This window comes from Variovorax sp. 10L421 (assembly GCF_056395365.1).
On record NZ_JBFTJJ010000004.1, the window covers coordinates 176,992 to 201,050 of the forward strand.

A 24,059-nucleotide genomic window follows, 5' to 3' on the forward strand; every position below is an offset into this window, starting at 1 on the left:
GTTTCCGCACCCCAGCCGTCGCCTTTTTGCCTCGCGTTCGCATCGATGCATGCGCACCGATGACCCGCTGCGAGGCGCAGCGATCGTTCATCCAGGCGGTGAGCGGAGGTGATGCCTTCCTTGCCCGCTCCGCAACGCCCGCGTCACCAACCGTGGAGCCGTCCCCAGGTCTTCAGCGCGCCCTCTTCCGACAGCGCGTGATATTCGGGAAACTGGGCGCCCGTCGCGCAGGCGTGGTTCGGCAGAATGCGCAGCCGCGTGCCGACGGGAAAGCGCGCCGCGATGTCCGCGTCCGGCGTGCCTTCGCGCGAGAGGATGCCGTGCTCCTGGTTGGCACCGCTGAGCACGTAGCCATCCAGCACCTTGCCGTCGATACCGCAGACCTGCCCGTAACCGAAGTCGCGCTTCTGCTTCTGCGTGCCGCGGTCGCGGCTCATGGCCATCCAGCCCGCGTCGACGATGGCCCAGCCTTTTTCGGCCTGGTGGCCAATCACCGTGGTGAGCACGCTCAAGGCAATGTCGGCCTCGGTGCACACGCCGATGTTGCGCATCACGAGGTCGAAGAACACGTACACGCCGGCCCGCACCTCGGTCACGCCATCGAGCGCCTGGGCCATCAGCGCCGTGGGCGTGGAGCCGACGCTGACCGCGGGACATGGCAGGCCCGCGCCGCGCAGACGCTGTGCGGCGCGCACGCAGCCCGAGCGCTCCTGTTCGGCCATCGCCCTCAGGGCTTCTGGCGTGTCCAGCTCGTAGCTGGAGCCGGCATGGGTCATCACGCCGCCAAGGCGCATGCCGCCGTCGTGCAGCGCGTGTGCCACGTCGAGCAGCGCGTCTTCCTCGGGGCGGATGCCGCTGCGGTGGCCGTCGGTGTCGACCTCGATCAGCACGTCGAACACTTCGCCGTTCGCGCGGCCGAACGCGGCAATCGCCCGCGCCGATTCCACGCTGTCGGTGATGATGCCGAGCGCACAGCCTCGCCGGCGCAGGTCCAGCGCATGCGGCAGCCGGTGCGGCGCCATGCCGACGGCATAGAGGATGTCGGTGAAGCCCCCGGCGAAGAACTGCTCGGCCTCCTTCAGCGTAGAAACGGTGATGCCCTGCGCGCCCGCGTCGCGCTGCGCCTTGGCAACGTCGATGCATTTGCTGGTCTTCACGTGCGGGCGAAAGCGCACGCCGAGCTCGTTCATGCGCTGCTGCATGCGCGCGATGTTGTGCTGCATGCGCGCCTGTTCGATGAGGGCGGCGGGTGTGTCGATGGTGGAAAGGGTACTCATGGCCACCGACTGTACGTTTCAAGGCCGTGCCTGTGCTTCAATGCACGGTCATCAATCGTTAAGCAGAAGTTAATGATCCAGATCGAGGACATGCAGCTCGCCGCCGCCCTTTTGCGCGAACCCTCACTGAGCGCGGCGGCCCGCGCGCTCGACGTGACGCCACCCGCGCTGTCGATGCGGCTGCGCAAGCTCGAAGCCGCGTTGGGCCTGTCGCTCGCCACCCGCACCGCACGGCGGCTGGGCCTCACGCCAGAAGGCGAGCGCTTCGCGCGCGAGGCCGCCGCGCTGCTCGGGCAGATCGAGGGCCTGCGCGAATCGATGCAGCGCGACGACCGGCGGCTCACCGGCGCGCTGCGCATCGCCGCGCCCTTCGGCTACGGCCGGCAGTACATCGCGCCAATGCTGGCGCGCTTCGCCCGGCTGCATCCGGGGCTGCGCGTGCAGCTCGACTTGCGCGAAACCCCGTGGCCCGACCGGCACGACGCCGACGCGGTGATCCACATCGGCACGGTGCGCGATTCTTCATGGGTGGCGCGCACGCTGAGCGCCAACGAGCGCTGGCTGTGCGCGAGCCCGGACTACCTGCGCCTGCACGGCGTGCCGCGTGCACCGCGCGATGTGCTGGCGCACGGCTGCATCTGCATCCGGGAGAACGACGAAGACGTGACGCTGTGGCACGTGCGTCCGGCCAAAGGCGCAGCGGGGTCATCGGGCAAGCGGTCGGCCGCGCGGGAAACGCTGCGCATCTCGCCCGCCTACGTCACCAACGATGGCGGCGTGGCCCGGCAATGGGCCGAGCAAGGCATGGGCCTCGTGCTGCGTTCCGAATGGGACGCGGCCGACGCCGTCGCGCGCGGCACGCTGGTGCGCGTGCTGGCCGACTGGCAGTTCGACAGTGCACCGGTCACGCTGCTGGTACCGAGCCGCAAGGGCCGCACGGCGCGCGTGCAGGCCGTCGTCGGGTTCCTGGTCGAGAGCTTCGGGGCTGCGGGAAAGCAGCTGGGCGCATATCGATAGCCGGATTCGTCCACTGCCGCCCGCAACAGGACTACGATGTTTTGCGGCCGCCTTGCCGCCGCTGTCCAACCAACAACCTGAAGGAGACCGATCCCATGTCCAACCATGTCTACAAATCGCTCGAACTGACGGGCTCCTCGCCGACGGGCATCGAAGATGCCGTGCAGGTGGCCATCGCCAAGGCGCACGAGACGGTGCGCAACATCCAGTGGTTCACCGTGACCGAGACACGTGGGCATGTGGTCGACGGCAAGGTGGCGCACTGGCAAGTGACGCTGAAGATCGGCTTCACGCTGGAGTGAAGCGACGGACGCGGGGCGCCACGCTGCGCAGGCCCACTAGCGCAAGTACCCCAGGTCCCGCAGGTCGGAGCGCACGGCCGAGCGATCCACCCCTTGTATCGGCAGGCTCACGAGCAGTTCCAGCCGGCGGCGCAGCGAGAACAGCATCTGGATCGCGTCGTGCGCGATCTTGTCGAGGTCGCTGCCATCGGCCACGTCCGGGTAGGCCCACAACGCCGCGTCGGGCTGGCCGGGCCATGGCGGCTGGCGGGATTCGGTGGTCGCATCCAGCGTGATGACGAAGTCTGCCGCCGCTGCATTCGCGCGCACCAGTTCGTCCCAGCTGCGCGGCGGCCGCAGCGGCACGGGGATGCTCGTGCTCTTCAATGCGGCGACGGCTGCGGGATGGAACTCGCGGGCGACCTGCCCGGGTTGACCGCAGGAAGATGCCGAGAACCGCTTCGGGTCCAGGTGCGCGAGGCACGCTTCGGCCAGGATGCTGCGTAATGAATTTCGTCGCGAGACGAAGATCACGCCGATACGTTTTTGCATGGAACCTTGACTATAGCCAAGCGCGCTGAATCCGTCCTGACCACCGCACTGCACAACGGCCGGCGAACGGTGCAGACTTGGGGGCATGGACAAGCATTTCCTGAACCCGCTTTTCGCGCCCGCCTCCATCGTGGCCTTCGTCGGCCACGCCGACGATCCGGGCGGCCAGACTCCGGCGGGCCACACGCTGCGCGAGGCCTTTCGCACCGACCGCTTCGACGGCACATTGCGCTTTCTGGACGTGCGCACCAAGGGCACGCTCGAAGAGTTGGCCCAGACCCACGCCGACCTCGCACTGATCGCGCTGGCGCCGCGCGACGTGGCGGCCGCGCTTGAAATCGCAGGGCGCATCGGCTGCACGGCGGCAGCGGTTCTTTCGAGCGGCATCGGCGCGGACCAGGCGGCTCAGTGGCGCAAGATCGCGCAGCGCGAAGGGGTGCATCTGCTGGGGCCGAACTCGCTCGGTTTCCAGCGGCCGCTGCTGCATCTGAATGCGAGTGCGGCCGGTCCGCTGGCCAAGCCGGGGCCGCTCGCACTGGTGTCGCAATCGGGTGCGCTCACGGCCTCGATGCTCGACTGGGCGCGGCAGAACGGCGTCGGTTTTTCCAGCGTGGTGTCGCTGGGCCCGCACACCTCGGTCGACATTCCGCAGGTGCTCGACTTCCTCGCCAACGACCAGGCCACGCACAGCATCATCGTGTACCTCGAAGGTATTGCCGACGCGCGCCGCTTCATGAGCGCGCTGCGTTCGGCCTCGCATGCCAAGCCGGTGGTGGTGCTCAAGGCCGGCCGCAAGCCCGCGGGCAACGAGGCCGCGCAGACACACAGCGCGGCCATCGTGGGCAGCGACGACGTGTTCGATTCCGCCTTGCGCCGCGCGGGCGCCGTGCGCGTGCGTTCCTTCGTCGAACTGTTCTCGGCCGCCAAGTGCCTGGCCTCGCGCTACCGCCCCGTGGGCAAGCGGCTTGCGGTGGTCACCAACGGCGGCGGCCCCGGTGTGCTGGCGGCCGACTGGATCAACGAGATCGGGCTCGACCTGGGCAAGCTCTCCGCACCCGCGCAGAAAGTGCTGCAGCCCGCCCTGCCCCCGCTCGCCTCGCTGGCCGACCTGATCGACCTTTCTGAAGAGGCCCTGCCCGCACACTACCGCGCCGCCATCGACGCAGCCTCGGCCGACAGCCAGGTCGACGGCGTGCTCGCCATCTTCTCGCCCAAGGCCGGCGCCGATGCGGCCGCCACCGCAAAAGCGCTGGCGGACATTCCGCGGCCGATGAACAAGCCGCTGCTGGCCTGCTGGATGGGCGACTCTTCCGTCGGCAAGGCGCGCTCGGTGCTGGCCGAGGCAACCATCCCGAGCTTTCGCACGCCAGAGGCTGCGGTGGGCGCCTTCGGCAACATCGCGGCCTTCTACCAGAACCAGCAGTTGCTGCAGCAGACGCCGCCGCCGCTGTCGGCGCTGGCCAAGCCCGACATCGAGGGCGCGCGCCTGCTGATCGAAAGCGTGCTGGCCGAGCGGCGCCGTGTGTTGACGGAGATGGAATCGAAGTCGCTGCTGTCGTCCTTCCACATTCCGATCACGCGCACGATGCTCGCGCGCAGCGCCAGCGAGGCGATGATGATCGCGACGCAGCTTGGCTTTCCGGTGGCGCTGAAGATCGATTCGCCCGACATCCCCCACAAGTCGGACGTCGAGGGCGTCGCGCTCAACGTGATGAACGGCACCGGCGCGCGCGACACCTACATCGAGATGATGGAGCGCGTGGCCCGCCTCGCGCCCGAGGCGCGCATCAACGGCGTGACCGTGCAGAAGATGGTGCGGGCGCGGCGCGGCCGCGAGATCTACGTGGGCATGGTGACCGACGAACCCTTCGGCCCGGTCATCGTCTTCGGTGCGGGAGGCACCATGATCGAGCTGCTGAACGACCGCGCGATGGAGCTGCCGCCGCTCAACCAGTTTCTCGCGCACCGGCTCATCGAGCGCTCGCGCGTGGCGCAGACGCTGGGTGAATGGCGCGGCGCGAGTGCCGTGAACATGGAAGCGATCGAAGACGTGCTGCTGCGCGTGTCTGAAATGGTGTGCGAGCTGCCCGAGCTGCGCGAGATGGACATCAACCCGATCATCGTGGACGAGTCGGGCGCGGTGTCCGTCGATGCGCGCATCGTGATCGGCAGCAGCACGCAGGCGGCGGCGGGCCACCTGGGCAACGGCTACCAGCACCTGGCGATCATGCCGTACCCCGCGCGCTACCGGCGCGAGTGGCCCCTGCCGGGCACCGGCGGCGGCACCTACATCGTGCGGCCGGTACACCCCAACGACGCCCAGATGCTGCAGGCGCTGGTGCAGGGCCTGTCGCCCGAGAGCCGCTGGTTCCGCTTCGTCTCGCGCTTCCACGAACTGCCGCCGTCGATGCTGTCGCGCTTCACGCTGATCGACTACGACCGCGAGATGGCGCTGGTGGCGGTGATGCTGGAGCGCAGCGTGTCGCCCGAAGGCACCGTGCTCGAGAGCGAGCACATCGTGGGGGTGTCGCGCTACGTCACCAACCCCGACCAGACCAGCTGCGAGTTCTCGCTGGTGGTGGCCGACGAGTTCAGCGGCAAGGGCATCGGCTCGCGGCTGATGGAAAGCATCATCGACGTGGCGCGCGACAAGGGCCTTGCGGAAATCGACGGGCTGGTGCTGGCCAACAACCCCGACATGCTGAAGCTGGTGCGGCGGCTGGGCTTCACGGTGAAGCCCTTCCCCGAGGACCCGGACTTCAAGCTCGTGACTTACATGCTGTAGGGCTCGCCTTCTCTTGAAAAAAAACGGGCCGAAGGCCCGTTGAAAAGTCGCCCGTCGAATTGCAGAAAGCGCAACCCGACTCCGACTCACCTCGAACTCAATGCCTCAGCGTCTCCCCTCTCTCTCCATCCTCCAGTTCAAAGCGCCCGCCAACCGAGTTCCGGCGCGATGCGGCCAGACAAGTCGGTCAGGATCTGTTCGTATTCCGCACCGCTGAAGTTGTAGGGCAGCTCCACACGCAATTCGCTCACATGCGGCAGCACCGGGTCGTGCCGCAGGCGCTCCAGGATTTCGTCGGAGGTACCCACAAGGTCGCCCGCGAACAGCGTGCGCCGCTCGCCCTGCGGCGTCAGCGTGCGTTCGACGCGGCCGGCCACAAACTCGCGGTAGCGCTTGCGCGTGGCGGCATCGGCGCCATCGAGCGGCACGATCACGCGGCCCAGCGCCACCCTGCCCCTGCGCCCATCCGCTTCGCTGGCGCGATAGCGCTCGACGAGGCCCAGCTGCGCCTGCAAAAAGTCGTCGGTGGTCTCGCCCGACAGCACATTGCCCAGCAGCAGGTTGAACGCATTGCGTCCCGCCCACTCGACCGAGCGCAACGAACCGCCGCCGTACCAGAGCCGGTCGGTCAAGCCCTGTGGGTACGGTTGAATGCGCGGCCGAACGCGACCGCCGGCCGACTCGACAAAAGTCTGCTCATCGCCAAGCAGCGTGTCCTCCAGGTTGGCCTTGAGCCGCCCGACGCGCTTGTGCGTGAAGTCGACGGTGTTCGGCGCCGCGTCGTAGAAGCGGTTGCCCAACAGCGCGCCATGCTGCGGCGCGCCCGCGCTCAGGCCCACCTGCAGCCGGCCGCGCGAGAGCACGTCGACCGTGGCGAGGTCTTCGGCAAGCCGGAACGGATTCTCGTAGCCCATCTGGATCACTGCCGCGCCCAGCTCGATGCGACGCGCACGCTGCGTTGCGGCGGCCAGGAAGGTCGCGGCCGACGACACGCCGCGCTCCAGGTGCCGCTGCCGCACCCATGCACCGTTGAAGCCGAGCTTCTCGCCGAATTCGAAGAGCTTCAGCGCGGCTTCGAGTCCGGTGTGCGGATCGCCCTCGGCGTAGTTGCCGGGCGTGAGGAATGCAAGATGGCGGATGCTCATGGCGCGAACTTCGGCAAACCGGGCGGGTTGGTCTCCGACTTCGGCAAGGCTTCTTCCACGAGGCTCCAGCGCGCCAGCGCCTTGGCGTAGGTGCCGTTGCGGATCAGGCCATTGGCCGCGGTGGTCAGCGCCACCGCGAGGCCGCTGCCCTTGCGCGTGGCAATGGCCACGTCCGACTTCAGCGGCCAGCCCGCGTTGACCGTTCCGACCAACCGGATCTGCCCGTTCTTCGCAGCCTCATAGGCCTGCGGCGCATTCGGATTGAAGTTGGCATCGACCCGCTTGGTGACCACCGCCAGCGTGCGCGTCACATCATCGTCGTAGTACTGGATCTCGACGGGCTTCAAACCCGCCGCAACGTTCTGCCGGTTCCACTCGAGCAGGATGCGCTCCTGGTTGGTGCCGGCGCCGGTCGTCAGCTTGAGGCCCGCCACGTCCTTCGGCTCCTTGATCGACTTGATCGCGCTGTCGGTGCGCACATAGAAGCCATGCAGGCCGAGGCGGTAGGTCGAGAAGTCGAACTTCTCCTTGCGCTGCTCTGTCACGCCCACGTTGGAGATCACCGCGTCGTACTTACCCGAGCTCAGGCCCAGCGGCCAGTCGGCCCAGGCGATGGGCTGCAGGTCGAGCTTCAGGCCCAGCGCATCGGCGATGAGCAGCGCGAAGTCGGCGTCGAAGCCGACGACCGTCCTCGCGTCGGTGGCGTAGGTCGAGATGGGTGGGGCGAACGGCGCAATGGCGACGGTCAGCACGCCTTCCTTCACGAATCTGAAGCTCGGTGGAATGGCATTGACGGCTTCCGCGTCCTTGCCGGCGCGCAGACGGCTGCGCTGTTCGGGGCTGAAGTCGAACTTGTCGGCAGCCTGCACCGCGCCGGCAACCAGCGCGAGTGCGACGAAGCTGCGGGCGATCCAGGCGCCCGGTGCGTACTTGAAAGTCATGCCCGTCGCTCAGTTCTTCGGCAGGCCTGGCGGATTGGTGCGCGAGGCCTCGATGGCTTCGGAATTCAGATTCCAGCGCGAAAGCGCCTTGGCGTAGTTGCCGTTCCTGATCTGCGCGTTCAGTGCGAGCGTGATGGCGTCCGCAATGCCCGAGCCCTTGCGTGAAGTGACTGCAATCTCGGCGTTCTGCGGCCAGCCGCCGGAGAACACACCCGCGAGCTTCGTCTTGCCGTCGCGCGCCTCATAGGCCGCGATGGCGTTCGGGCCCACGTACGCATCGGCGCGGCCCGACTGGATCGCCAGCCGCTGCACCACATCGTCGTCGTAGTACTGGATCTCGACCGGCTTCAGCCCGGCCGCCACGTTCTGCTTGTTCCAGCGCAGCAGGATCTGCTCCTGGTTGGTGCTGGCCGACACGATCACCTTCAGACCCGCGATGTCCTTCGGCTCCTTGATGGCGCCAAGCTTGCTGTCGGACTTCACGTAGATGCCGATCTGGTCGTTGCGGTAAGTGGAGAAGTCGAACTTCTCCTTGCGCTCTTCGGTCACTGTCACGTTGGACACCACCACGTCGAACTTGCCCGACTGCAGGCCCAGCGGCCAATCGGCCCAGGCGGTGGACACCAGCTCCAGCTTGCGGCCGAGGCTGTCGGCCACCAGCTGGGCGATGTCGGGGGCGTTGCCCACGGGCGTCTTCGTGTCGGTCGCATAGGCCGCGAACGGCAGGCGGCCGGTGGTCGTGCCGACGACGAGCACGCCCTCCTTCTGGAACTTGAAGTCCTTCGCGAGCTTGACGGCCTCGTCGAGCTTCTGCGCGCGCGGCCGGCCGGCCTGCTCGGGGCTCAGGTCGGCGGCGGGTTGCGCCAGGGCAGCCAGGGGCAGCAACGTCGCCAGAAGAGCGGACAGGATGTTTCGTCGATGGGTCATGAAGAGCGATGCAGTAGAGAAAGAAAAGGATGAGGAATCAAAGAACCTTGGCCAGGAACTCAGCCGTGCGCGGATGCTCCGGCGCGTTGAACACCTTGTCGGGCGTGCCGGTTTCGAGAATGCGGCCGCGCTCCATGAAGACGATGGTGTCGGCCACCTCGCGCGCAAAACCGATCTCGTGCGTCACGATGACCAGCGTGGTGCCCGAGCGCGCCAGCTCCTTGATGACGGCCAGCACCTCGCCCACAAGCTCGGGGTCGAGCGCCGAGGTGGGCTCGTCGAACAGCAGCACCTTGGGCTTGAGCGCGAGCGCGCGCGCGATGGCCACGCGCTGCTGCTGGCCGCCGGAAAGCTGGCGCGGATAGGCATGCGTCTTGTCGCCCAGGCCCACGCGCCCCAGCAGCTCGGAGGCCAGTGCCTCGGCTTCGGCGCGCGGCAGGCCGCGCACCGACACCGGCGCCTCGACGATGTTCTCCAGCACCGTGAGGTGCGGGAACAGGTTGAAGTTCTGGAACACCATGCCCACGTCAACGCGGCGCTTGAGGATTTCCTTCTCGTGCAGCTCGTAGAGCGTGTCCGCGTCGCGGCGGTAGCCGATGAGTTCGCCGTCGATGGCAATGAAGCCGTCGTCCACGCGCTCCAGGTGATTGATGACGCGCAGCAGCGTCGACTTGCCCGAGCCCGACTGGCCGAGGATGACCGTCACGCTGCCCTGACCCACGGTGAGCGTCACGTCGTCGAGTACCTTGAGCGTGCCGAAGCTCTTCGAAACGCCGTGGATCGTGACCTCGCCGCCCCGCGTGAGCGGATCGGTCCAGCGCGGCACCTGCGCGGGGGCGTCGGCGGCGACCGGCGCTCCGGTCACGGGTGCCACGGTCGGCGCCTTCGATCGCCACAGGCCGCGCACCACGCCACCGAGCCACGAACGCGGCGGATGGCGCAGCGCGCCGCGCGAAAAATACCGCTCGATGTAGTGCTGCGCCACCGACAGCACCGTGAGGATGATGAGGTACCACACCGTCGCCACCATCAACAGCGGAATCACTTCGAGGTTGCGCCGGTAGATGATCTGGATCGTGTAGAACAGCTCGGGCAGCGCCAGGATGTAGAGGTTCGACGTGCCCTTGGCCAGCCCGATGATGTCGTTGAAGGCCGTCGGCAAGATCGTGCGCATCGCCTGCGGCAGCACGATACGCAGCGACTGCCTTCCGCGCGACAGCCCCAGTGCAGCCGCCGCTTCGAGCTGCCCCTGCTCCACCGAAAGGATGCCGCCGCGCACGATCTCCGAGGCAAAGGCCGCCTGGTTCAGCGTGAGGCCCACCAGTGCCGCCACGAACGGGCTGATCAGCTGCGTGGTCGGGTACGAGAAGAAGGTGACGTCGGTGCCCGGAATGCCCAGCGCTACGGTCTCGTAGAGGTAGCCGAGGTTGTTGATGATCAGCAGCAGCACGATCACCGGAATCGACCGGAAGATCCACGTGAACACCCATGACAGCCGCGCCAGCAGCGGCGAGCGGGAGACGCGTGCCAGCGCCAGCCCGGTGCCGAAAAAGAAGCCGAGCAACGCGCCCAGCGCCGTCAGCAGCAGCGTGCGGCCCAGCCCTTCGAGCACCGGCTGCGCAAAGAACCATTCGGCGAACACGCCCCAGCCCCAGCGCGGGTTGGTGAGCGTCGAATGCAGCACGATGCCGATGACCGCCACGGCAAAGATGGTGCCGGCCGTGCGGGCCGGGTACTTCGCCGGCACGACGCGGAAGTGCGAGTAGTCGCCCTTGGCGGGTGCTGGCGCTGCTGCCGCGCGCGGCGGTTGAGGCGCACGAACGGGCGCAGGGCTGCGCGGCTCGCTGCCGGCGTCGAGGACGGTCGTGTTCATCGCTGTACCGCCTCGGCTCGTTGCGCGGTCGGACGGCCGTGATGGCGCCCCGTGTCCAGGTGCTTCTCGAAAGGCAGCTTGCGCGGCGTTTCGGGGTCGATGGGCGGATCGAACAGCGCCGTGTAGCCATGGCCGAGGTACAGGCCCACGGCCTCGGGCTGGCGAAAGCCCGTCGTCAGGTAGATGCGCTCATAGCCCTGCCGCAGCACCTGCGCCTCCAGCTCGGCAAGCACCTTGCTGGCCAAACCCTGCCGCCGCAGGTCTGCATGCGTCCACACGCGCTTGAGTTCCGCCGTGCGCTCGTCATGGCGCATGAAGGCGCCACCGCCGATGGCGATGCCGTCCCGCAGCAGCAGCACGAAGTTGCCGCCGTGCGACGGCGCAAACACCTCGGCCGGATAGCGGTCTATCTCGCGCGGCGCGCCGGGCTCGCGCAGCACGTCGCCATAGCGGCTGTCGTACTCAAACGAAAGGCCTTCGAGCAACGGCTTTGCGCGCGGGTCGAGCGGCGTGGTGTAGAGGAAGTGTTCGTTCATGCGGTTCGTCTCCGTCTCCTTGCGGTTCACTCCCATCAGGCGACCTTCTTTTTCGCTGCGGGTGCGTCGTCTTGCGCGGCGTAGCGGCTCGCCTTGCGTGGCAGTCCCAGGTGGTCGCGCAGGGTGACGCCAGGCAGTTCTCGCTGGTAGCGCCCGCGCGCCTCCAGCACCGGAATCACGAACTCGATGAAGTCGTCCAGGCCCTGCCCCAGCACCGGGAAACCGAGGATGAAGCCATCGGCCGCGCCCTCGTCCACCCAGCGGATGATCTCGTCGGCGATGCGCTCGCCGGTGCCTACAAACTGCGTGCGCGGCGTGGCCACTTCGAGCGCCACTTCGCGCAAGGTCTGGCCATTGGCCTTCGCGTTGGCCTTGATGCGGTCGGTGGTCGAGCGAAAACTGTTGCGGCCGATTTCGTCCAGCTCGGGGAACGGCGCGTCCAGCGGGTACTGGCCGAAGTCGTGATGATCGAAGAAGCGACCCAAGTAGGCCAGCGCCTCCTCCACCGTCAGCAGTTCGCGGATGGCGCGGTACTTGGCCTCGGCTTCTTCCTCGGTGGCCGCGACCACGGGACCGATGCCGGGGAATATCTTCACGTCGTCGGCCTGACGGCCCTGCGCGACCGCACTGGCCTTCACCTGCCGCAGGAAGCTGCGCGTGTCTTCCAGCGAAGGTGAATGCGTGAACACCGCGTCCGCATACTTGCCCGCGAGACCGACACCCGCGTCCGACGATCCGGCCTGGAAAATCACCGGCTGGCCCTGCGGCGAGCGCTGGATGTTCAGCGGGCCCGATACCTGGAAGAAGCGCCCCTTGTGGTCCAGCGTGTGGAGCTTCTCGCGCTCGAAGAACTGGCCGGTCTCGCGGTTGCGCGCGAAGGCATCGTCGTCCCAGCTGTCCCACAGGCCCTGCGTGACGGCAAGGTACTCGTCGGCGATCTCGTAGCGCAGCGCGTGCTCGGGGTGGCTGCGGCTGTAGTTCTTCGCGCTGCCTTCGAGCGGGGTGGTCACCACGTTCCAGCCCGCGCGGCCGCCGCTGATCAGGTCGAGCGAGGCGAACTGGCGCGCCACCGTGAACGGGTCGCTGTACGAACTGGAAACGGTACCCGCGAGGCCGATCTTCGAGGTCACGGTGGCGAGAGCCGAAAGAATCGAGATCGGCTCGAAGCGGTTGAGGAAATGCGGGATCGACTTCTCGTTGATGTAGAGCCCGTCCGCCACGAATGCGAAGGCGATGCCGGCCGCTTCGGCCTTCTGCGCGGTGCGCACGAAAAAGTCGAGGTTGACGCTGGCGTCGGCCGGCCCGCCCGGATGCTTCCATGAATTCATGTGGCTGCCGGCACCCTGCAGCATGACGCCGAACTTGATGTTGCTCATGACGATCGTTCTTGTGAGGTTGAAGGAAAGGCTCAGGCCAGCGCCGGTTCGCGCGCCTTGGCAAGCAGTTCGACGCAGGCGTGGCGCTCGGCGAAACCGGCCACGGGGATGTCTATGACGAACTCCTCGATGCCGTAGCGCTCGCTCAACGCGTCGAGCGCGTCGCGCACCTCTTCGCCGGAACCTGCGATCACATGCGGGCGGCGTTCTTCGGTGCGGTAGTCGCTCACGCCGGCCTGCCGCGCAAACTCGGCGGCCGCCTCGAGGCTCGGCAAGTTGACGCTCTGGCCCGTGGGCAGGTGCACGCGAAAGCTGCGCAGCGCACCGACAAGCTCCGCGGCCTTCTCGTGCGTCTCGGCCGCGAAGGCGAAGAGCGCGAGCAGCGGCGCGCGGCCCGTCTCGGCGCGGTAGGCCTCGATCGATTGCGCAAGGTTCACCGGGTCGCCGTTGAAATGCCCCGCATAGGCAAAGTCCCAGCCGAGGCGCGCCGCCAGCACCGCGCTTTCAGGACTGCCGCCGAGCAGAACGCGCTGCGGCAACTGCGGGGGATTGGGCGTGGCCACCACGCCGGCCAGCGCATGGCCGGAGGCAATGCCATCGTGCAGGAAGGCATCGAGCTCGGCCAGGCGCAGCCTGAAGTCCTCGCCCTTCGCCTTCACCGGATCGTGCAGCCATTGCAGCGCCTTGCTCGTCAGCGGCAGGCCGCCGGGTGCCTTGCCGATGCCCAGGTCCACGCGCCCCGGTGCCAGCGAAGCCAACACGCGGAAGGTCTCGGCCACCTTGAACGGGCTGTAGTGCTGCAGCATGACGCCACCCGTGCCCACGCGGATTCGCGAGGTCTTCGCGAGCACGTGCGCTGCCAGCACCTCGGGGGCGGAGCCCGCGTAGTTCCTGTTGCCGTGATGCTCGGCGAGCCAGTAGCGGTGGTAGCCCAGCCGCTCCGCGCTTTGCGCGAGCGCAATGGTGTGCTGGAACGCTTGAGCGGCGTCGGCGCCTTCTGGGATCAGGCTCTTGTCGAGCAGGGACAGCGAGTAGGACACGGTGTGCGGCGAAAGACGCCTCGGAAAGAATTGATGCAAATTCTCCGAGGCATCGCGCGCACCGTTTGCGCTGAATTTCTATATCGATATTTGCTGAATGCTCAGTCGCGCACGTGGGACAGGATCGATTGCACGGCCTCATGCGCGCTGAGGCTTGCGGTATCGATGACGAGGCGTTGGGTGGTCCAGGGCGCGTAGTCGTGGCGCTGCACGGACGCCCACGCCGGCGGCACGAGGCCCGGCACGTCGACGCTGCGCTGCTCGACGCGGCGCCGATGTTCGGCGATATCAGAGCACACGATCTCGACCTCGACGATGCGCGATGCGGTATCTGCCGCGACGGTGCGCCAGGCCTCGCGCGTCACCGGCAAGGGATTCACGCAGTCGGCCACGACCGCCTGCCCCGGGGAAAGATTGGCGCGGGCCAGGTCATAGGCCACGATGTAGCCGGCCGGCCCCACGTCACCGGCCAACACCCTGGCCGACCGCAGCGCCTGCTCGATGGTGTCGATGCGCAGGTAGACGGCCGGCACGAGTTCGGCGATCTCGCACGCGATGGTGGTCTTGCCCGTGCCCGGCAGACCACCCAGGACGATCAGCATCTTCTCTTGTCTCCAGGTTCATGGCCCTGGCGCCAAGTTCACCACGAATGCGGCAGCAAGGCCAGCACCGCGGCCGCATGAAGCCGCCGCAGCGCCCGCACAGGCATATAGCCATGCGGCGCCCGGCGCGCCACTTCGCGTGCCGAGCGCGGCGGAATGCGCCAGGCAGTGGCTGTCAGGGCAAGAACTTTGCGGCCCTGGGCCGACGGAGAAAGATGAAAGGTACGCAGTGGCATGGCAATGGTCGAACGAACGCTTCGACCGATTCTGTGCAGTGCCACCGCTTTTCCAAAGACGGATTCCAAGTTTCCTGATGAGGTTCGCGATGGAGGGGCGTGAGCGGGCTGGGTTCGGGTTCGGGCTTCGGGCGGGCCGGTAGAGTTGCACCGTTCCATCGCACAGCTTTTCTCCCGAATGAAAAACCTCACCATTGCCCCCGCCACGCCTGAAGAAATCCGCTCTGGCGAGCTCGGCCTCAAGCTGCGCCACTACAACTATGGCTTCGTCGGCGAGTACCCCGAACAGCAGTACATCCGCCTCAACGCAAGGGACGAGAACGGGCGTCTCCTCGGTGGCCTGCGCGGCTTCGTGTTTCTCTACTGGCTCAACATCGAAGTGCTCTTCGTCGAAGAAGACGCGCGAGGCTCGGGCCTTGGCACCCGCCTGCTGGCCGAGGCCGAGCAGCAAGCCATCGCGCTGGGCGCGAAGAACGCAAAGCTGGACACCTTCGAGTGGCAGGCGCGCCCGTTCTACCTGAAGCACGGCTACGAGGAGTACGCCCGCATCGACGATTACGCGCCCGGCTTCTACCTGGCGTACATGAAGAAGTCGCTGCTGCGCTGAAGCGGCCTATTTCGGCGCCGGCTTCCCAGCCCCGACCGCATGGCTCTCCAGTCCTTCCTTCGGCAGCAGCAACGCCAGCGCGACCACACCCAGGCTCACGGCCAGCATCGCCACGAAGGTGAGATGCAGCGAACCGCCCAGCGCCAGGCGAATGCCCGCGTCATTGGCCTCCGAACCCTGCACACCCTGCAGCAGCAGGCGCAGTTGGTCGTCGGTGAACATCGGGCTGCCATCCCCGCGCGTCAGCCCGAAATTGAAGACTGCGCCGAAGAAGGCCGCGCCCAGCGCACTGCCAAGGTTGCGGGAGAACACGTTCGACGCCGTGGCGATGCCGCGCTGCGCAAGATCGACGCCTTCCTGGATCAGGATCAGCGAGCTCAGGCTCATCACGCCCATGCCCAGGCCGATAACGAAGGAGCCGATGGCGGGCAGCACCGGCGAGCTGCCTGACGCGAGCAAGACGAAGGCCGAGGTGCCCACCGGAATCAGCGCTGCACCGACCACCACCATGCGCCACAGGCCGATGCGATGGAAGGTGCGCGAGGTCAGCGTCGCACCGATGGGCCAGCCGAGCATCACCATCGTGAGCGTGAGGCCGGCCGTGACCGACGAGCGCTCGAGCACCACCTGCACGTACATCGGCAGGAAGGTCGTGATGCCGATCAGCACCATGCCGGCCAGCATTGCCGCGCCGTTGACGGCGGCGATCATCCGCGCGCCCCAGAGCTTCAGCGACATCATCGGGTCGGTGGCACGGCGCTCCTGCGCGATGAACAGCACGAGCGTGACGACGAACAACCCGGCCCACGCGAGTGCCACGCCCGAATTGCCGACGCCGAATTCCGTCAGCGCGATCATCAGCGCCGCAATGCCGATGGTGAACAGCACCGCACCCACCATGTCGATGGACGAGCGGCGCACCGTCGGCGCTTCGTGCAGGAAGAGCCAGAAGCCAGCCGCGGCCGCCAGGCCGATGGGCACGTTGACCCAGAAGATCCAGGCCCAGGACAGCTTCTGCACGATCAGTGCGCCGATCATCGGCCCCACCACAGCCGACACGGCCCAGACGCTCGCAAGCCAGCCCTGCACCTTGCCGCGTTCGCGCACCGGATAGAGATCGCCCACGATGGTGAGCGCCACCGGCTGGATGGCGCCCGCGCCGATGCCCTGGATGAGCCGGAAGCAGATCATGGCCGGCATCGACCACGCGAAACCCGCCAGCACCGACCCGAGAACGAAGACGGCGATGCCCACGAACATGATGGGCTTGCGGCCGTACAGGTCCGAGAGCTTGCCGAACACCACAGTCATCGCGGTCTGCGCCAGCAGGAAGGAGGCGAACACCCAGCTGTACAGATGCAGTCCGCCCAGTTCGGAGGCGATCTGCGGCATGACGGTGGAGACGATGGTGGCTTCGATGGCCACCATCGCCATGGAGGCCATGATCGAGGCGATGACGAGGGGGCGGTTTGTTGTTCTGTTGGTGGAAGTCATGAGCCGTGCATGCTATAGACGGCTTGAGCCCTTGTCCGGCGCTCAAGCTCTAGGGGCTTCCGAACGAGGTGCCGTCGTAGATATAGCGGCGCGACCACGGCAGCGTGTTCGCCGGCCGCCCTGCCTTGCGGCCCACGACCTGGTAGATGGCCACGTCGTCGTTCTCGAAGGCATAGGCGCAGCCCGCGAGGTAGATGCGCCAGATACGGAATTTTTCTTCGTCGACGAACGCGCGCGCCTTCTCGCTGTTGGCTTCGTAGGCATCGCTCCAGCAGCGCAGCGTGCGCACATAGTGGCGGCGCAGGTTCTCCACGTCGAAGGCTTCGAGGCCGCCCTGCTGCATGGCCTGCAGCGCGAGGCTGATGTGCGGCAGCTCGCCGTTGGGGAACACGTAGCGGTCGATGAAGTCGCCGCCGCCGTACGACATGCCGCCGCCGGCGGGGTCGGACGAGGTGATGCCGTGGTTCATCACCACGCCGTCGTCTGCAAGCAGCTCCTGCACGCGCCTGAAGTACGCAGGCAGGTTCCTGCGGCCCACGTGCTCGAACATGCCGACGCTGGTGATGCGGTCGAACCGGCCGGTCACGTCGCGGTAGTCCTGCAGGCGGATCTCGATGCGGTCGTGCAGGCCGGCGGCCTTCACGCGTTCGGTCGCCAGCTCCAGCTGGTTCCGAGAGAGCGTCACCCCCACGCAGCGCGCGCCGAATTTCTGCGCCGCACGGATCGCCAGAGCGCCCCAGCCGCAGCCGATGTCGAGCAGCGTCTGGCCCGGCTTCAGTTCGATCTTGGTGAGGATGTGGTCTATCTTCTTCAGTTGCGCAGTGGCCAAGTCCTCGTCGCCGTTCTCGAAGTAGGCGCATGAATAGACCATGTTCGGATCGAGCCACAGCCGATAGAACTCGTTGGAGACGTCGTAGTGGTACTGGACGGACTTCCTGTCCGACGACCTCGTGTGCGCGAAATGGCGCGCCATGTTCCGCAGCGCCCCGCCGTGCTTGTCGATCGACGTCCTGGCGAGGCCGTAGGCGATGTCGATGACGTCGCTGAGCTTGCCCTCGATGTCGATCTTGCTCTTGACGTAGGCCTCGCCGAGGTTGTCGAGCGTGGGATGCAGCATCAGCGGCAGCGCGGCGGGCGTCTTCACGTGCAGCGTGACCGAAGGCCCGCTGAAGGTGCCGAAGTCGTAGGACTGGCCGTCCCACAAGGTAAGCCGCACAGGCAGGTTGGCGCGTTCGCGGACCACGTCGCTCCATCGTGCCAGCTTCTTTTGCCAAAGCATGCATTACTCCGTGTTGCTGCAGCGAACAAAACAATAGCGAAATTCCGCGAAACCTGCATGGCAGGGGCGACGTGCGAACCGCGGCAGGTGCTACCGCGCGTCCAGTGCATGGCTGGACCAGATGCCCGGCGCGGCCGCCGCAAGCACCACGTAATTCCACGTCGGGTCGCGCATCGGCTCGGGCTGGCGGATGTGCTGGACGCCTTTGTAGAACGAAACGCCGCCGCCCAGCCCGAAGATCAGCACCGCGACGATGAGGCTCCAGAAGTACAGCTCCTTGCCGTGCCCGAACGGATGCCTTCCGACAGCATGGCCGAGCTGCCGGTGATGCCCGCGACGATGAACTTGGCGATCTTCGAATCAGCCATGCGGCGGCGCGCCGGCCATGCTGCCCGGCCGGTTCACGCAGCCTCCATCGAGGCCGCCCCCATCGCGTCGTTGCCTGCCTCGCCGAGCCAGCGGCGCTTGTCGCGCAGCGGCGGCGCGCCGAACATGCGGCCGTACTCGCGCGCGAACTGCGACGGGCTTTCGTAGCCCACGTTGTGCGCGGCGCTCGCCACGTCGGCGCCGGCGATCAGCATCTGCCGGCGCGCCTCCTGCAGGCGCAGCTGCTTCTGGTACTGCAGCGGGCTCATCGCGGTGACGGCCTTGAAGTGGTGATGGAACGACGACACGCTCATGTGCACCGCCCGCGCCATGTCTTCCACCCGCAGCGACTGCGCGTAGTTGACGCGCAGCGCGCTGATGGCTTTCGCGATGCGCTGGGTGTGGCTGTCCTGCAGCGCGATCTGCCGCAGCCGCGCGCCCTCGCCGTTGACCAGCAGGCGGTACATGATCTCGCGCTTGATGAGCGGCGCCATGATCGGCACGTCTTCCGGCGTATCGAGCAGCCGCAACAGGCGCAGCACGGGTTCGAGCACCGGCATGGCGATGCGGTTGACGTACATGCCGCGCGAGGCTGGCGCATTGGCCTTGGCGGGCAGCTTCTCGTCGCCGATGAGCTCGCCGATTTCGTCGAGGGCCAGTTCCAGCCGCACGCCGAGGTAAGGCTCCTTCTCGCTCGTCACGCACACCTGGCCGCACACCGGCAGGTCGACCGAGGTGACGAGGTAGTGCATCGGGTCGTACACGTAGATGTCGTCGCCCACGATGATCCGCTTGGAACCCTGCGCGATCAGGCCCAGCGCCGGAGACGCGAAGGCGTGCTTGGGGCCTTCGGGCTTGCTGATGCAGAACACCTGCAGGCCGGGCACGGCGGTGATGACGGTGCCGTCCTGCCCGCGCGTGATGTGCTCGATGAGCGCCACCAGTTCCTTGCGGGCTTCGTCGAGTTCGGGCTCCAGCGGCATCGGCTGGGCGATGACGGCGGCGATTTCGGGTGTTTCGTCGGACATGTTCGAGGCCTTGTCATGGTTGGGGGCCAAAGGGGCGGCCACCATGGAGGAATGAGCGGTTCGAAGCTTAGCGCTCCTCCATCGGATTCGCACGCGCCACGCGGGAGGTCTGGAGAATCAGGCGAATACTTTGCAGGAACGCGCTCGCCATGGGCCAGGCGCCGGCGGGATACTTTTCCGCAGTCGCCCGGGCTTGTCGGCCCCTTTCGGCGCCTGCCTCCAACGCAAAGGAACCTCTCCATGCAATACCGCAAATTCGGCCGCACCGGCCTCCTGGTTTCCGAACTGTGCCTCGGCACCATGACCTTCGGCGGCTCCTCCGGCATCTGGGGCCAGATCGGCAACCTGCAGCAGTCGGAGGCCGAAGGGCTGGTCGGCCGCGCGCTCGACGCCGGCATCAACTTCATCGACACGGCGGACGTGTACTCCGAAGGGCAGTCGGAAGTCATCACCGGCCAGGCGCTGAAGAACCTCAAGGTGCCGCGCGACAGTTTCGTGCTGGCCACCAAGGTGCTCGGCGAAACCGGCAGCAAGGGCGTCAACTCCGCGGGCGCCTCGCGCTTCCACATCATGGACGGCGTCAAGGCCAGCCTGCAGCGCCTGCAGCTCGACCACATCGACCTGTACCAGATCCACGGCTTCGACCCCATCACGCCCATCGAGGAAACCGTGCACGCGCTCGACAACCTCGTGCGCCAGGGCCACGTGCGCTACGTGGGCGTGTCGAACTGGGCGGCCTGGCAGATCGCGAAGGCGCTGGGCATCGCCGAGCGCGACCGGCTCGCGCGCTTCGAGTCGCTGCAGGCCTACTACACCATCGCCGGGCGCGACCTGGAACGCGAGCTGGCGCCCATGCTGCGCAGCGAAAACGTCGGGTTGATGGTCTGGAGCCCGCTCGCGGGCGGCCTGCTGAGCGGCAAGTACGGCCGCGACACGCAGGCGGAAAAAGGCAGCCGCCGCACCACCTTCGACTTTCCGCCGGTGAACGTCGAGCGCGCCTACGACTGCATCGACGTGATGCGCCAGCTGGCCGAAGCGCGCAAGGTTTCGGTCGCGCAGATCGCGCTGGCGTGGCTGCTGCACCAGCAGGTGGTGACCAGCGTGATCGTCGGTGCCAAGCGCGCCGAGCAGTTGGACGACAACATCGCAGCCACGGCCATCAAGCTCACGGGCGACGAGCTGGCCGCGCTGGACAAGGTGAGCGCGCTGCCGGCCGAGTACCCGGGCTGGATGCTGGAGCGCCAGGGCGGCGTGCGAGCCAAGCGGCTCGTCGAATCAGGCCAGCGCGGCTGATTCCTCCGCCGCGGCACGGCGCGCGGCATGGGCCGCCGTCGCGCGCAGTGCACGCAAGTCGATGTGGCGCGCGGCCTGCGCGGCGCCGGGTTGCTGCAGATGCGGCACCACGCCGAGCAGCGGCGCGCCGAGCCGGGCACGCAGCGTCTGCAGGTTGGCTTGCGGCGCCAGCATCGAGGGATCGACAACGCTCGCCACCCAGCCCGCCAGCACGAGGCCCCGCGCGCGAACCGCCTCGGCGCTCAGCAGCGCATGGTTGAGGCAACCCAGCCGCAGGCCGACCACGAGGATCACGGGCAGGCCCAGCGCCACGGCGAGGTCGGCGCTGTCGAGGTCGTCGCCGAACGGCACGCAGAAGCCACCCACGCCTTCGACCACCACGGCATCGGCGCGCGCCGAGAGTTCCGCGAAGGCCAAGAGCATCGGCCGCAGCGTGATGTGCACGCCCTCTTCCCTGGCCGCCAGGTGCGGCGACATCGGCGCGCGCAGCAGGTACGGGCTGCGCAGCGCCAGTGGCGCGTCGACGTTGCCGGCCGCGCGCAGCTGCTCCACGTCTTCGTTGCGCCATTCGCCGTCGCGTTCTTCGAGCCCTGCGGCCACCGGCTTCATGCCGACCGCGCGCAGGCCGGAACCGGCCAGCAGGCTCAGCATGGCGCTGCTGACCAGCGTCTTGCCGATGCCCGTGTCGGTGCCGGTGACGAACCAGTTCATGCGGCCTCCTTCCAGGGCTGCGCCAGCGCATCGCCCAATGCATCGACGAGCCGGGCGACGTCGGCTTCGCCGTGGCTGGCCGACAGCGCGATGCGCAGCCGCGCGGTGCCGGTGGGCACGGTCGGCGGGCGGATCGCGCCGACGCGCAGGCCGCGCGCATCGAGCTGCGCCATGGTGCGCATCGCGCGCGCGTTGTCGCCGACGATCAGCGGCTGGATCGCGGTGGGCGACTCGGGCAGCCATGCGCTGCCGTCCGCTGGCAGCACGGCGGTCAGGCCCCGGCGCAATTGCGCGATGCGTTCCCGCAGGCGTGAACGGCGTTCGGCGCCCTCCTCGCCCTGGATCAGCGCCAGGCTCGCGAGCAGCGCGTGCGCGACGGCCGGCGGTGCGGCCGTGGTGAAGATGTACGGCCGCGCGCGCTGCACCAGGTAGTCGACGACGGTGCGATGCGCCGCCACAAAGGCGCCCGACACGCCCGCGGCCTTGCCCAGCGTGCCGATCAGCACCAGCCGCTCCGAGCGCAAGCCCATGGCTTCGAGCACGCCGCGTCCGGTGGCGCCGAGCACGCCGAAGCCGTGCGCGTCGTCGATCACCAGCCAGGCATCGTGCCGCTCGGCCAGCGCGAGCAGTTCGGCCACGGGTGCGATGTGGCCGTCCATGCTGAACACTGCATCGCTGACGATGAGCTTCACGGGCGCGTCGCAGGCGGCGAGCTGCGCGTCGAGCGCGGCCACGCCGCAGTGCGGATAGCGCTCGACGCGCGCCTTCGCCAGCCTCGCGCCGTCGATCAGCGAAGCATGGTTGAGTGCTTCCGAGAAGATGACCGCCTCGGCGCCGCCGAGCGCCGACAGCACGGCGAGGTTGGCCATGTAGCCCGTGCAGAAGAACAGGCTCTGCGCTTCGGGGATGAAAGGAGCCATCCACTCGGCAAGCCGCTCCTCGAGCTGCGCGTGGGCGCGCGAATGGCCGAGGATCAGGTGCGAACCACCGCTGCCCGTGCCGTACAGCGCGGCGCCTTCGGCCCATGCCTTCGCCAACGCGGGGTGCGCGGCAAGACCGAGGTAGTCGTTGCTGCTGAAGCCGAGCATGGTGCGCGGCGCGGTGGCGCCGGCCAGCGTGAGGATCTGCTCGGGCGCGCAGGCGGTTTCGGCGATCTGCCGGCGGCGGCGCAGCGACTGCGCGTCGAGCGCGTGGATCTCGCCCTGCAGGCGGTCAAGCAAGCGCGACATCGCGGGCTCCTTCTTCCTGGTTCGTGGCCATGACGGCTTTCAGCGTGGCCAGCGTGCCGTCGACCAGCTGATCGATCTCGCCGTCGCCGATCGTGTACGGCGGCATGAGGTACACGGTGTTGCCGATCGGCCGCATCAGCAGCCCGTGCGCGCGCGCCGCCAGGTGAAAGCGTTCGGCGAAACGCGCGCCCGGCTCGCGCACGTCGAAGGCCGTGATCATTCCGCGCTGCCGCAGATGATCGACCGCCTGCCCTGCAAGCCCGCCGCGCAAGTGCCGCAGCAGGCGCGCGGCACGGCCGCGGTTGCATTGCAGCGCATCCTCGCTCTCGAAAAGATCCAGCGTGGCAATTGCCGCGCGGCAGGCCAGTGCATTGCCGGTGTAGGAATGCGAATGCAGGAAGCTGCGCGCCGCGTCGTCGTCGACGAAACCTTCGTAGATGGCGTCGCGCGTCATCACCAGCGCCAGCGGCAGGTAGCCGCCGCTGATGCCTTTCGACAGGCACAGGAAGTCGGGCCAGATGCCGGCCTGCTCGCACGCGAAGAAGCTGCCGGTGCGCCCGCAGCCCACCGCGATCTCGTCGGCGATGAGGTGCACCCCATGGCGATCGCACAGGGCGCGCAGCCGACGCAGGTACTCGGGGTCGTGCATCGCCATGCCGGTGGCGCATTGCACTAGCGGCTCGACGATCACTGCGGCGATGGTGTCGTGCTGCTCGGCCAGCAGCGCTTCGAGCTCGGCGGCGGCGCGGCGCGCGACGGCGGCCGCGTCCTCGCCGGGCCGGGCGTTGCGCGCATCCGGCGAGGCGACGAGGTGCGCATCAGCGAGCAAGGGCGCATAGGCATCGCGGAACACCGGCACGTCGGTCACGTGCAAGGCGCCCAGGGTCTCGCCGTGGTAGCCCCGCTTCAGCGCCACGAAGCGCCGCTTTCCGCCGCGCCCGGCGTTGCGCCAGGCATGAAAGCTCATCTTCAGCGCGATCTCCACGGCCGAGGCGCCGTCGGACGCGTAGAAGCAATGGCCGAGCGCGTGGCCCGTCAGCGCGGACAGGCGCTCGGCCAGTTCCACCGCCGGCGCGTGCGTGCAGCCCGCGAGCATCACGTGCGACAGCTTGTCGAGCTGGTCCTTGAGCGCGGCGTTGATCGCCGGATGCGCATGGCCGAAGAGGTTGACCCACCACGAGCTGGTGGCATCCATGTAGCGGCGGCCTTCGGCGTCGAAGAGCCACACGCCGTCGCCGCGCGCAATGGGCAGCGGCGGCACCGCTTCGAGGCGGATGCTCTGCGTGCAGGGATGCCAGACATGGCGCCGGCTGCGTTGCTGCCAGCGTGCATTGGCATCGGAGCCAGGGGAAGAAGCTGTGGTGATGGGCACTCGCGCGGTCCTTTCGTAAAGGGCAAGGCGCGGGATCGTATCGACGCGTCGAAGGTGCGGCAAACGACGAAAACGGCGGCGGAATGACCGCC

General features: G+C 67.7%; 22 protein-coding genes and 1 pseudogene. 5 read left to right on the forward strand and 18 right to left on the reverse strand.

The features are described from left to right. Positions 1-143: 143 nt before the first annotated feature. Positions 144-1,277, reverse strand: coding sequence for a DSD1 family PLP-dependent enzyme (locus AC1DFC_RS08950; RefSeq protein ID WP_478179019.1), 1,134 nt, complete (start codon positions 1,275-1,277; stop codon positions 144-146). 72 nt (positions 1,278-1,349) lie between these two features. Here AC1DFC_RS08950 and AC1DFC_RS08955 point away from each other — a divergent pair, with 72 nt between their 5' ends. Then, a complete protein-coding gene (locus AC1DFC_RS08955) occupies positions 1,350-2,294 on the forward strand; it encodes a LysR family transcriptional regulator (protein ID WP_478179020.1) in 945 nt (314 codons plus the stop codon). 95 nt (positions 2,295-2,389) lie between these two features. Next, complete coding sequence (locus AC1DFC_RS08960; protein ID WP_007832149.1) at positions 2,390-2,596, forward strand: dodecin; 207 nt, start codon at positions 2,390-2,392, stop codon at positions 2,594-2,596. A gap of 36 nt (positions 2,597-2,632) precedes the next feature. On the opposite strand, the gene AC1DFC_RS08965 is transcribed toward AC1DFC_RS08960, so the two are convergent. Further along, positions 2,633-3,127, reverse strand: a complete 495-nt coding sequence (locus AC1DFC_RS08965; RefSeq protein ID WP_007832150.1) for an arsenate-mycothiol transferase ArsC — start codon at positions 3,125-3,127, stop codon at positions 2,633-2,635. Positions 3,128-3,212: 85 nt separating this feature from the next. Between AC1DFC_RS08965 and AC1DFC_RS08970 the strand changes: the two genes are divergently transcribed. After that, positions 3,213-5,912, forward strand: coding sequence for a bifunctional acetate--CoA ligase family protein/GNAT family N-acetyltransferase (locus AC1DFC_RS08970; RefSeq protein WP_478179021.1), 2,700 nt, complete (start codon positions 3,213-3,215; stop codon positions 5,910-5,912). Positions 5,913-6,049: 137 nt separating this feature from the next. Here AC1DFC_RS08970 and AC1DFC_RS08975 read toward each other — a convergent pair whose 3' ends face one another. The 9 genes from AC1DFC_RS08975 to AC1DFC_RS09015 form a co-directional block, all read right to left on the reverse strand. Continuing rightward, positions 6,050-7,057, reverse strand: coding sequence for an LLM class flavin-dependent oxidoreductase (locus AC1DFC_RS08975; protein ID WP_478179022.1), 1,008 nt, complete (start codon positions 7,055-7,057; stop codon positions 6,050-6,052). Then, positions 7,054-7,998 carry an ABC transporter substrate-binding protein gene (locus AC1DFC_RS08980; protein WP_007832163.1) on the reverse strand — a complete coding sequence of 315 codons (945 nt, stop codon included), beginning with the start codon at positions 7,996-7,998 and terminating at the stop codon, positions 7,054-7,056. The genes AC1DFC_RS08975 and AC1DFC_RS08980 overlap by 4 nt, the downstream gene beginning before the upstream one ends. A 9-nt stretch (positions 7,999-8,007) precedes the next feature. Further along, positions 8,008-8,925 (reverse strand): ABC transporter substrate-binding protein, encoded by a 918-nt coding sequence (locus AC1DFC_RS08985; RefSeq protein WP_413311795.1) that lies wholly within the window; start codon positions 8,923-8,925, stop codon positions 8,008-8,010. Positions 8,926-8,962: 37 nt separating this feature from the next. Beyond that, positions 8,963-10,798 carry an amino acid ABC transporter permease/ATP-binding protein gene (locus tag AC1DFC_RS08990; RefSeq protein WP_478179023.1) on the reverse strand — a complete coding sequence of 612 codons (1,836 nt, stop codon included), beginning with the start codon at positions 10,796-10,798 and terminating at the stop codon, positions 8,963-8,965. Continuing rightward, entirely contained in the window at positions 10,795-11,334 is a 540-nt protein-coding gene (locus tag AC1DFC_RS08995) for a GNAT family N-acetyltransferase (RefSeq protein ID WP_478179024.1), read from the reverse strand. The genes AC1DFC_RS08990 and AC1DFC_RS08995 overlap by 4 nt, the downstream gene beginning before the upstream one ends. A gap of 35 nt (positions 11,335-11,369) precedes the next feature. Next, the gene (locus tag AC1DFC_RS09000; protein ID WP_478179025.1) at positions 11,370-12,710 is read right to left on the reverse strand and encodes an LLM class flavin-dependent oxidoreductase; all 1,341 of its coding nucleotides are present in this window, start codon (positions 12,708-12,710) and stop codon (positions 11,370-11,372) included. 32 nt (positions 12,711-12,742) lie between these two features. Further along, on the reverse strand, positions 12,743-13,750 hold the full coding sequence (locus AC1DFC_RS09005; protein WP_478179026.1) for an LLM class flavin-dependent oxidoreductase: 1,008 nt from the start codon (positions 13,748-13,750) through the stop codon (positions 12,743-12,745). A gap of 101 nt (positions 13,751-13,851) precedes the next feature. After that, a complete protein-coding gene (locus AC1DFC_RS09010) occupies positions 13,852-14,352 on the reverse strand; it encodes a P-loop nucleotide/nucleoside kinase family protein (RefSeq protein WP_478179027.1) in 501 nt (166 codons plus the stop codon). A gap of 38 nt (positions 14,353-14,390) precedes the next feature. Beyond that, complete coding sequence (locus tag AC1DFC_RS09015; protein ID WP_478179028.1) at positions 14,391-14,657, reverse strand: hypothetical protein; 267 nt, start codon at positions 14,655-14,657, stop codon at positions 14,391-14,393. 109 nt (positions 14,658-14,766) lie between these two features. Between AC1DFC_RS09015 and AC1DFC_RS09020 the strand changes: the two genes are divergently transcribed. Beyond that, entirely contained in the window at positions 14,767-15,195 is a 429-nt protein-coding gene (locus AC1DFC_RS09020) for a GNAT family N-acetyltransferase (protein WP_007832174.1), read from the forward strand. A gap of 6 nt (positions 15,196-15,201) precedes the next feature. Here the strand turns inward: AC1DFC_RS09020 and AC1DFC_RS09025 are convergent, their stop codons facing one another. From AC1DFC_RS09025 to AC1DFC_RS09040, 4 genes and pseudogenes are all read right to left on the reverse strand, one after another. Beyond that, positions 15,202-16,689, reverse strand: a complete 1,488-nt coding sequence (locus tag AC1DFC_RS09025; protein ID WP_478179029.1) for an MFS transporter — start codon at positions 16,687-16,689, stop codon at positions 15,202-15,204. Positions 16,690-16,738: 49 nt separating this feature from the next. Continuing rightward, entirely contained in the window at positions 16,739-17,968 is a 1,230-nt protein-coding gene (locus AC1DFC_RS09030) for a class I SAM-dependent methyltransferase (protein ID WP_413331737.1), read from the reverse strand. Positions 17,969-18,097: 129 nt separating this feature from the next. Then, positions 18,098-18,336: pseudogene (locus tag AC1DFC_RS09035) on the reverse strand (cation efflux transmembrane domain-containing protein); the annotation flags it as partial. Positions 18,337-18,369: 33 nt separating this feature from the next. Further along, positions 18,370-19,362 (reverse strand): AraC family transcriptional regulator, encoded by a 993-nt coding sequence (locus AC1DFC_RS09040; RefSeq protein ID WP_042673222.1) that lies wholly within the window; start codon positions 19,360-19,362, stop codon positions 18,370-18,372. Positions 19,363-19,602: 240 nt separating this feature from the next. Here AC1DFC_RS09040 and AC1DFC_RS09045 point away from each other — a divergent pair, with 240 nt between their 5' ends. Then, positions 19,603-20,655, forward strand: coding sequence for an aldo/keto reductase (locus AC1DFC_RS09045; protein ID WP_007832178.1), 1,053 nt, complete (start codon positions 19,603-19,605; stop codon positions 20,653-20,655). Here AC1DFC_RS09045 and bioD read toward each other — a convergent pair. Genes bioD through AC1DFC_RS09060 form a run of 3 tightly spaced genes read right to left on the reverse strand, consistent with a single transcriptional unit; the run spans position 20,638 to position 23,967 of the window. Next, complete coding sequence (gene bioD, locus AC1DFC_RS09050; protein WP_007832179.1) at positions 20,638-21,366, reverse strand: dethiobiotin synthase; 729 nt, start codon at positions 21,364-21,366, stop codon at positions 20,638-20,640. The genes AC1DFC_RS09045 and bioD overlap by 18 nt on opposite strands. Continuing rightward, the gene (gene bioF / locus AC1DFC_RS09055; protein WP_478179030.1) at positions 21,363-22,595 is read right to left on the reverse strand and encodes an 8-amino-7-oxononanoate synthase; all 1,233 of its coding nucleotides are present in this window, start codon (positions 22,593-22,595) and stop codon (positions 21,363-21,365) included. Before bioF ends, bioD begins: the two co-directional genes overlap by 4 nt. Continuing rightward, positions 22,579-23,967 carry an adenosylmethionine--8-amino-7-oxononanoate transaminase gene (locus tag AC1DFC_RS09060; RefSeq protein WP_413311774.1) on the reverse strand — a complete coding sequence of 463 codons (1,389 nt, stop codon included), beginning with the start codon at positions 23,965-23,967 and terminating at the stop codon, positions 22,579-22,581. The genes bioF and AC1DFC_RS09060 overlap by 17 nt, the downstream gene beginning before the upstream one ends. Between the last annotated feature and the right edge of the window lie 92 nt (positions 23,968-24,059).

Excerpts from the sequence above, each read along its gene's own strand:
- AC1DFC_RS08950 (WP_478179019.1), bottom strand. The coding sequence starts at position 1,277 with ATGAGTACCCTTTCCACCATCGACACACCCGCCGCCCTCATCGAACAG.
- AC1DFC_RS08955 (WP_478179020.1), top strand. The coding sequence starts at position 1,350 with ATGATCCAGATCGAGGACATGCAGCTCGCCGCCGCCCTTTTGCGCGAA.
- AC1DFC_RS08960 (WP_007832149.1), top strand. The coding sequence starts at position 2,390 with ATGTCCAACCATGTCTACAAATCGCTCGAACTGACGGGCTCCTCGCCG.
- AC1DFC_RS08965 (WP_007832150.1), bottom strand. The coding sequence starts at position 3,127 with ATGCAAAAACGTATCGGCGTGATCTTCGTCTCGCGACGAAATTCATTA.
- AC1DFC_RS08970 (WP_478179021.1), top strand. The coding sequence starts at position 3,213 with ATGGACAAGCATTTCCTGAACCCGCTTTTCGCGCCCGCCTCCATCGTG.
- AC1DFC_RS08975 (WP_478179022.1), bottom strand. The coding sequence starts at position 7,057 with ATGAGCATCCGCCATCTTGCATTCCTCACGCCCGGCAACTACGCCGAG.
- AC1DFC_RS08980 (WP_007832163.1), bottom strand. The coding sequence starts at position 7,998 with ATGACTTTCAAGTACGCACCGGGCGCCTGGATCGCCCGCAGCTTCGTC.
- AC1DFC_RS08985 (WP_413311795.1), bottom strand. The coding sequence starts at position 8,925 with ATGACCCATCGACGAAACATCCTGTCCGCTCTTCTGGCGACGTTGCTG.
- AC1DFC_RS08990 (WP_478179023.1), bottom strand. The coding sequence starts at position 10,798 with ATGAACACGACCGTCCTCGACGCCGGCAGCGAGCCGCGCAGCCCTGCG.
- AC1DFC_RS08995 (WP_478179024.1), bottom strand. The coding sequence starts at position 11,334 with ATGAACGAACACTTCCTCTACACCACGCCGCTCGACCCGCGCGCAAAG.
- AC1DFC_RS09000 (WP_478179025.1), bottom strand. The coding sequence starts at position 12,710 with ATGAGCAACATCAAGTTCGGCGTCATGCTGCAGGGTGCCGGCAGCCAC.
- AC1DFC_RS09010 (WP_478179027.1), bottom strand. The coding sequence starts at position 14,352 with ATGCTGATCGTCCTGGGTGGTCTGCCGGGCACGGGCAAGACCACCATC.
- AC1DFC_RS09020 (WP_007832174.1), top strand. The coding sequence starts at position 14,767 with ATGAAAAACCTCACCATTGCCCCCGCCACGCCTGAAGAAATCCGCTCT.
- AC1DFC_RS09025 (WP_478179029.1), bottom strand. The coding sequence starts at position 16,689 with ATGACTTCCACCAACAGAACAACAAACCGCCCCCTCGTCATCGCCTCG.
- AC1DFC_RS09030 (WP_413331737.1), bottom strand. The coding sequence starts at position 17,968 with ATGCTTTGGCAAAAGAAGCTGGCACGATGGAGCGACGTGGTCCGCGAA.
- AC1DFC_RS09040 (WP_042673222.1), bottom strand. The coding sequence starts at position 19,362 with ATGTCCGACGAAACACCCGAAATCGCCGCCGTCATCGCCCAGCCGATG.
- AC1DFC_RS09045 (WP_007832178.1), top strand. The coding sequence starts at position 19,603 with ATGCAATACCGCAAATTCGGCCGCACCGGCCTCCTGGTTTCCGAACTG.
- bioD (WP_007832179.1), bottom strand. The coding sequence starts at position 21,366 with ATGAACTGGTTCGTCACCGGCACCGACACGGGCATCGGCAAGACGCTG.
- bioF (WP_478179030.1), bottom strand. The coding sequence starts at position 22,595 with ATGTCGCGCTTGCTTGACCGCCTGCAGGGCGAGATCCACGCGCTCGAC.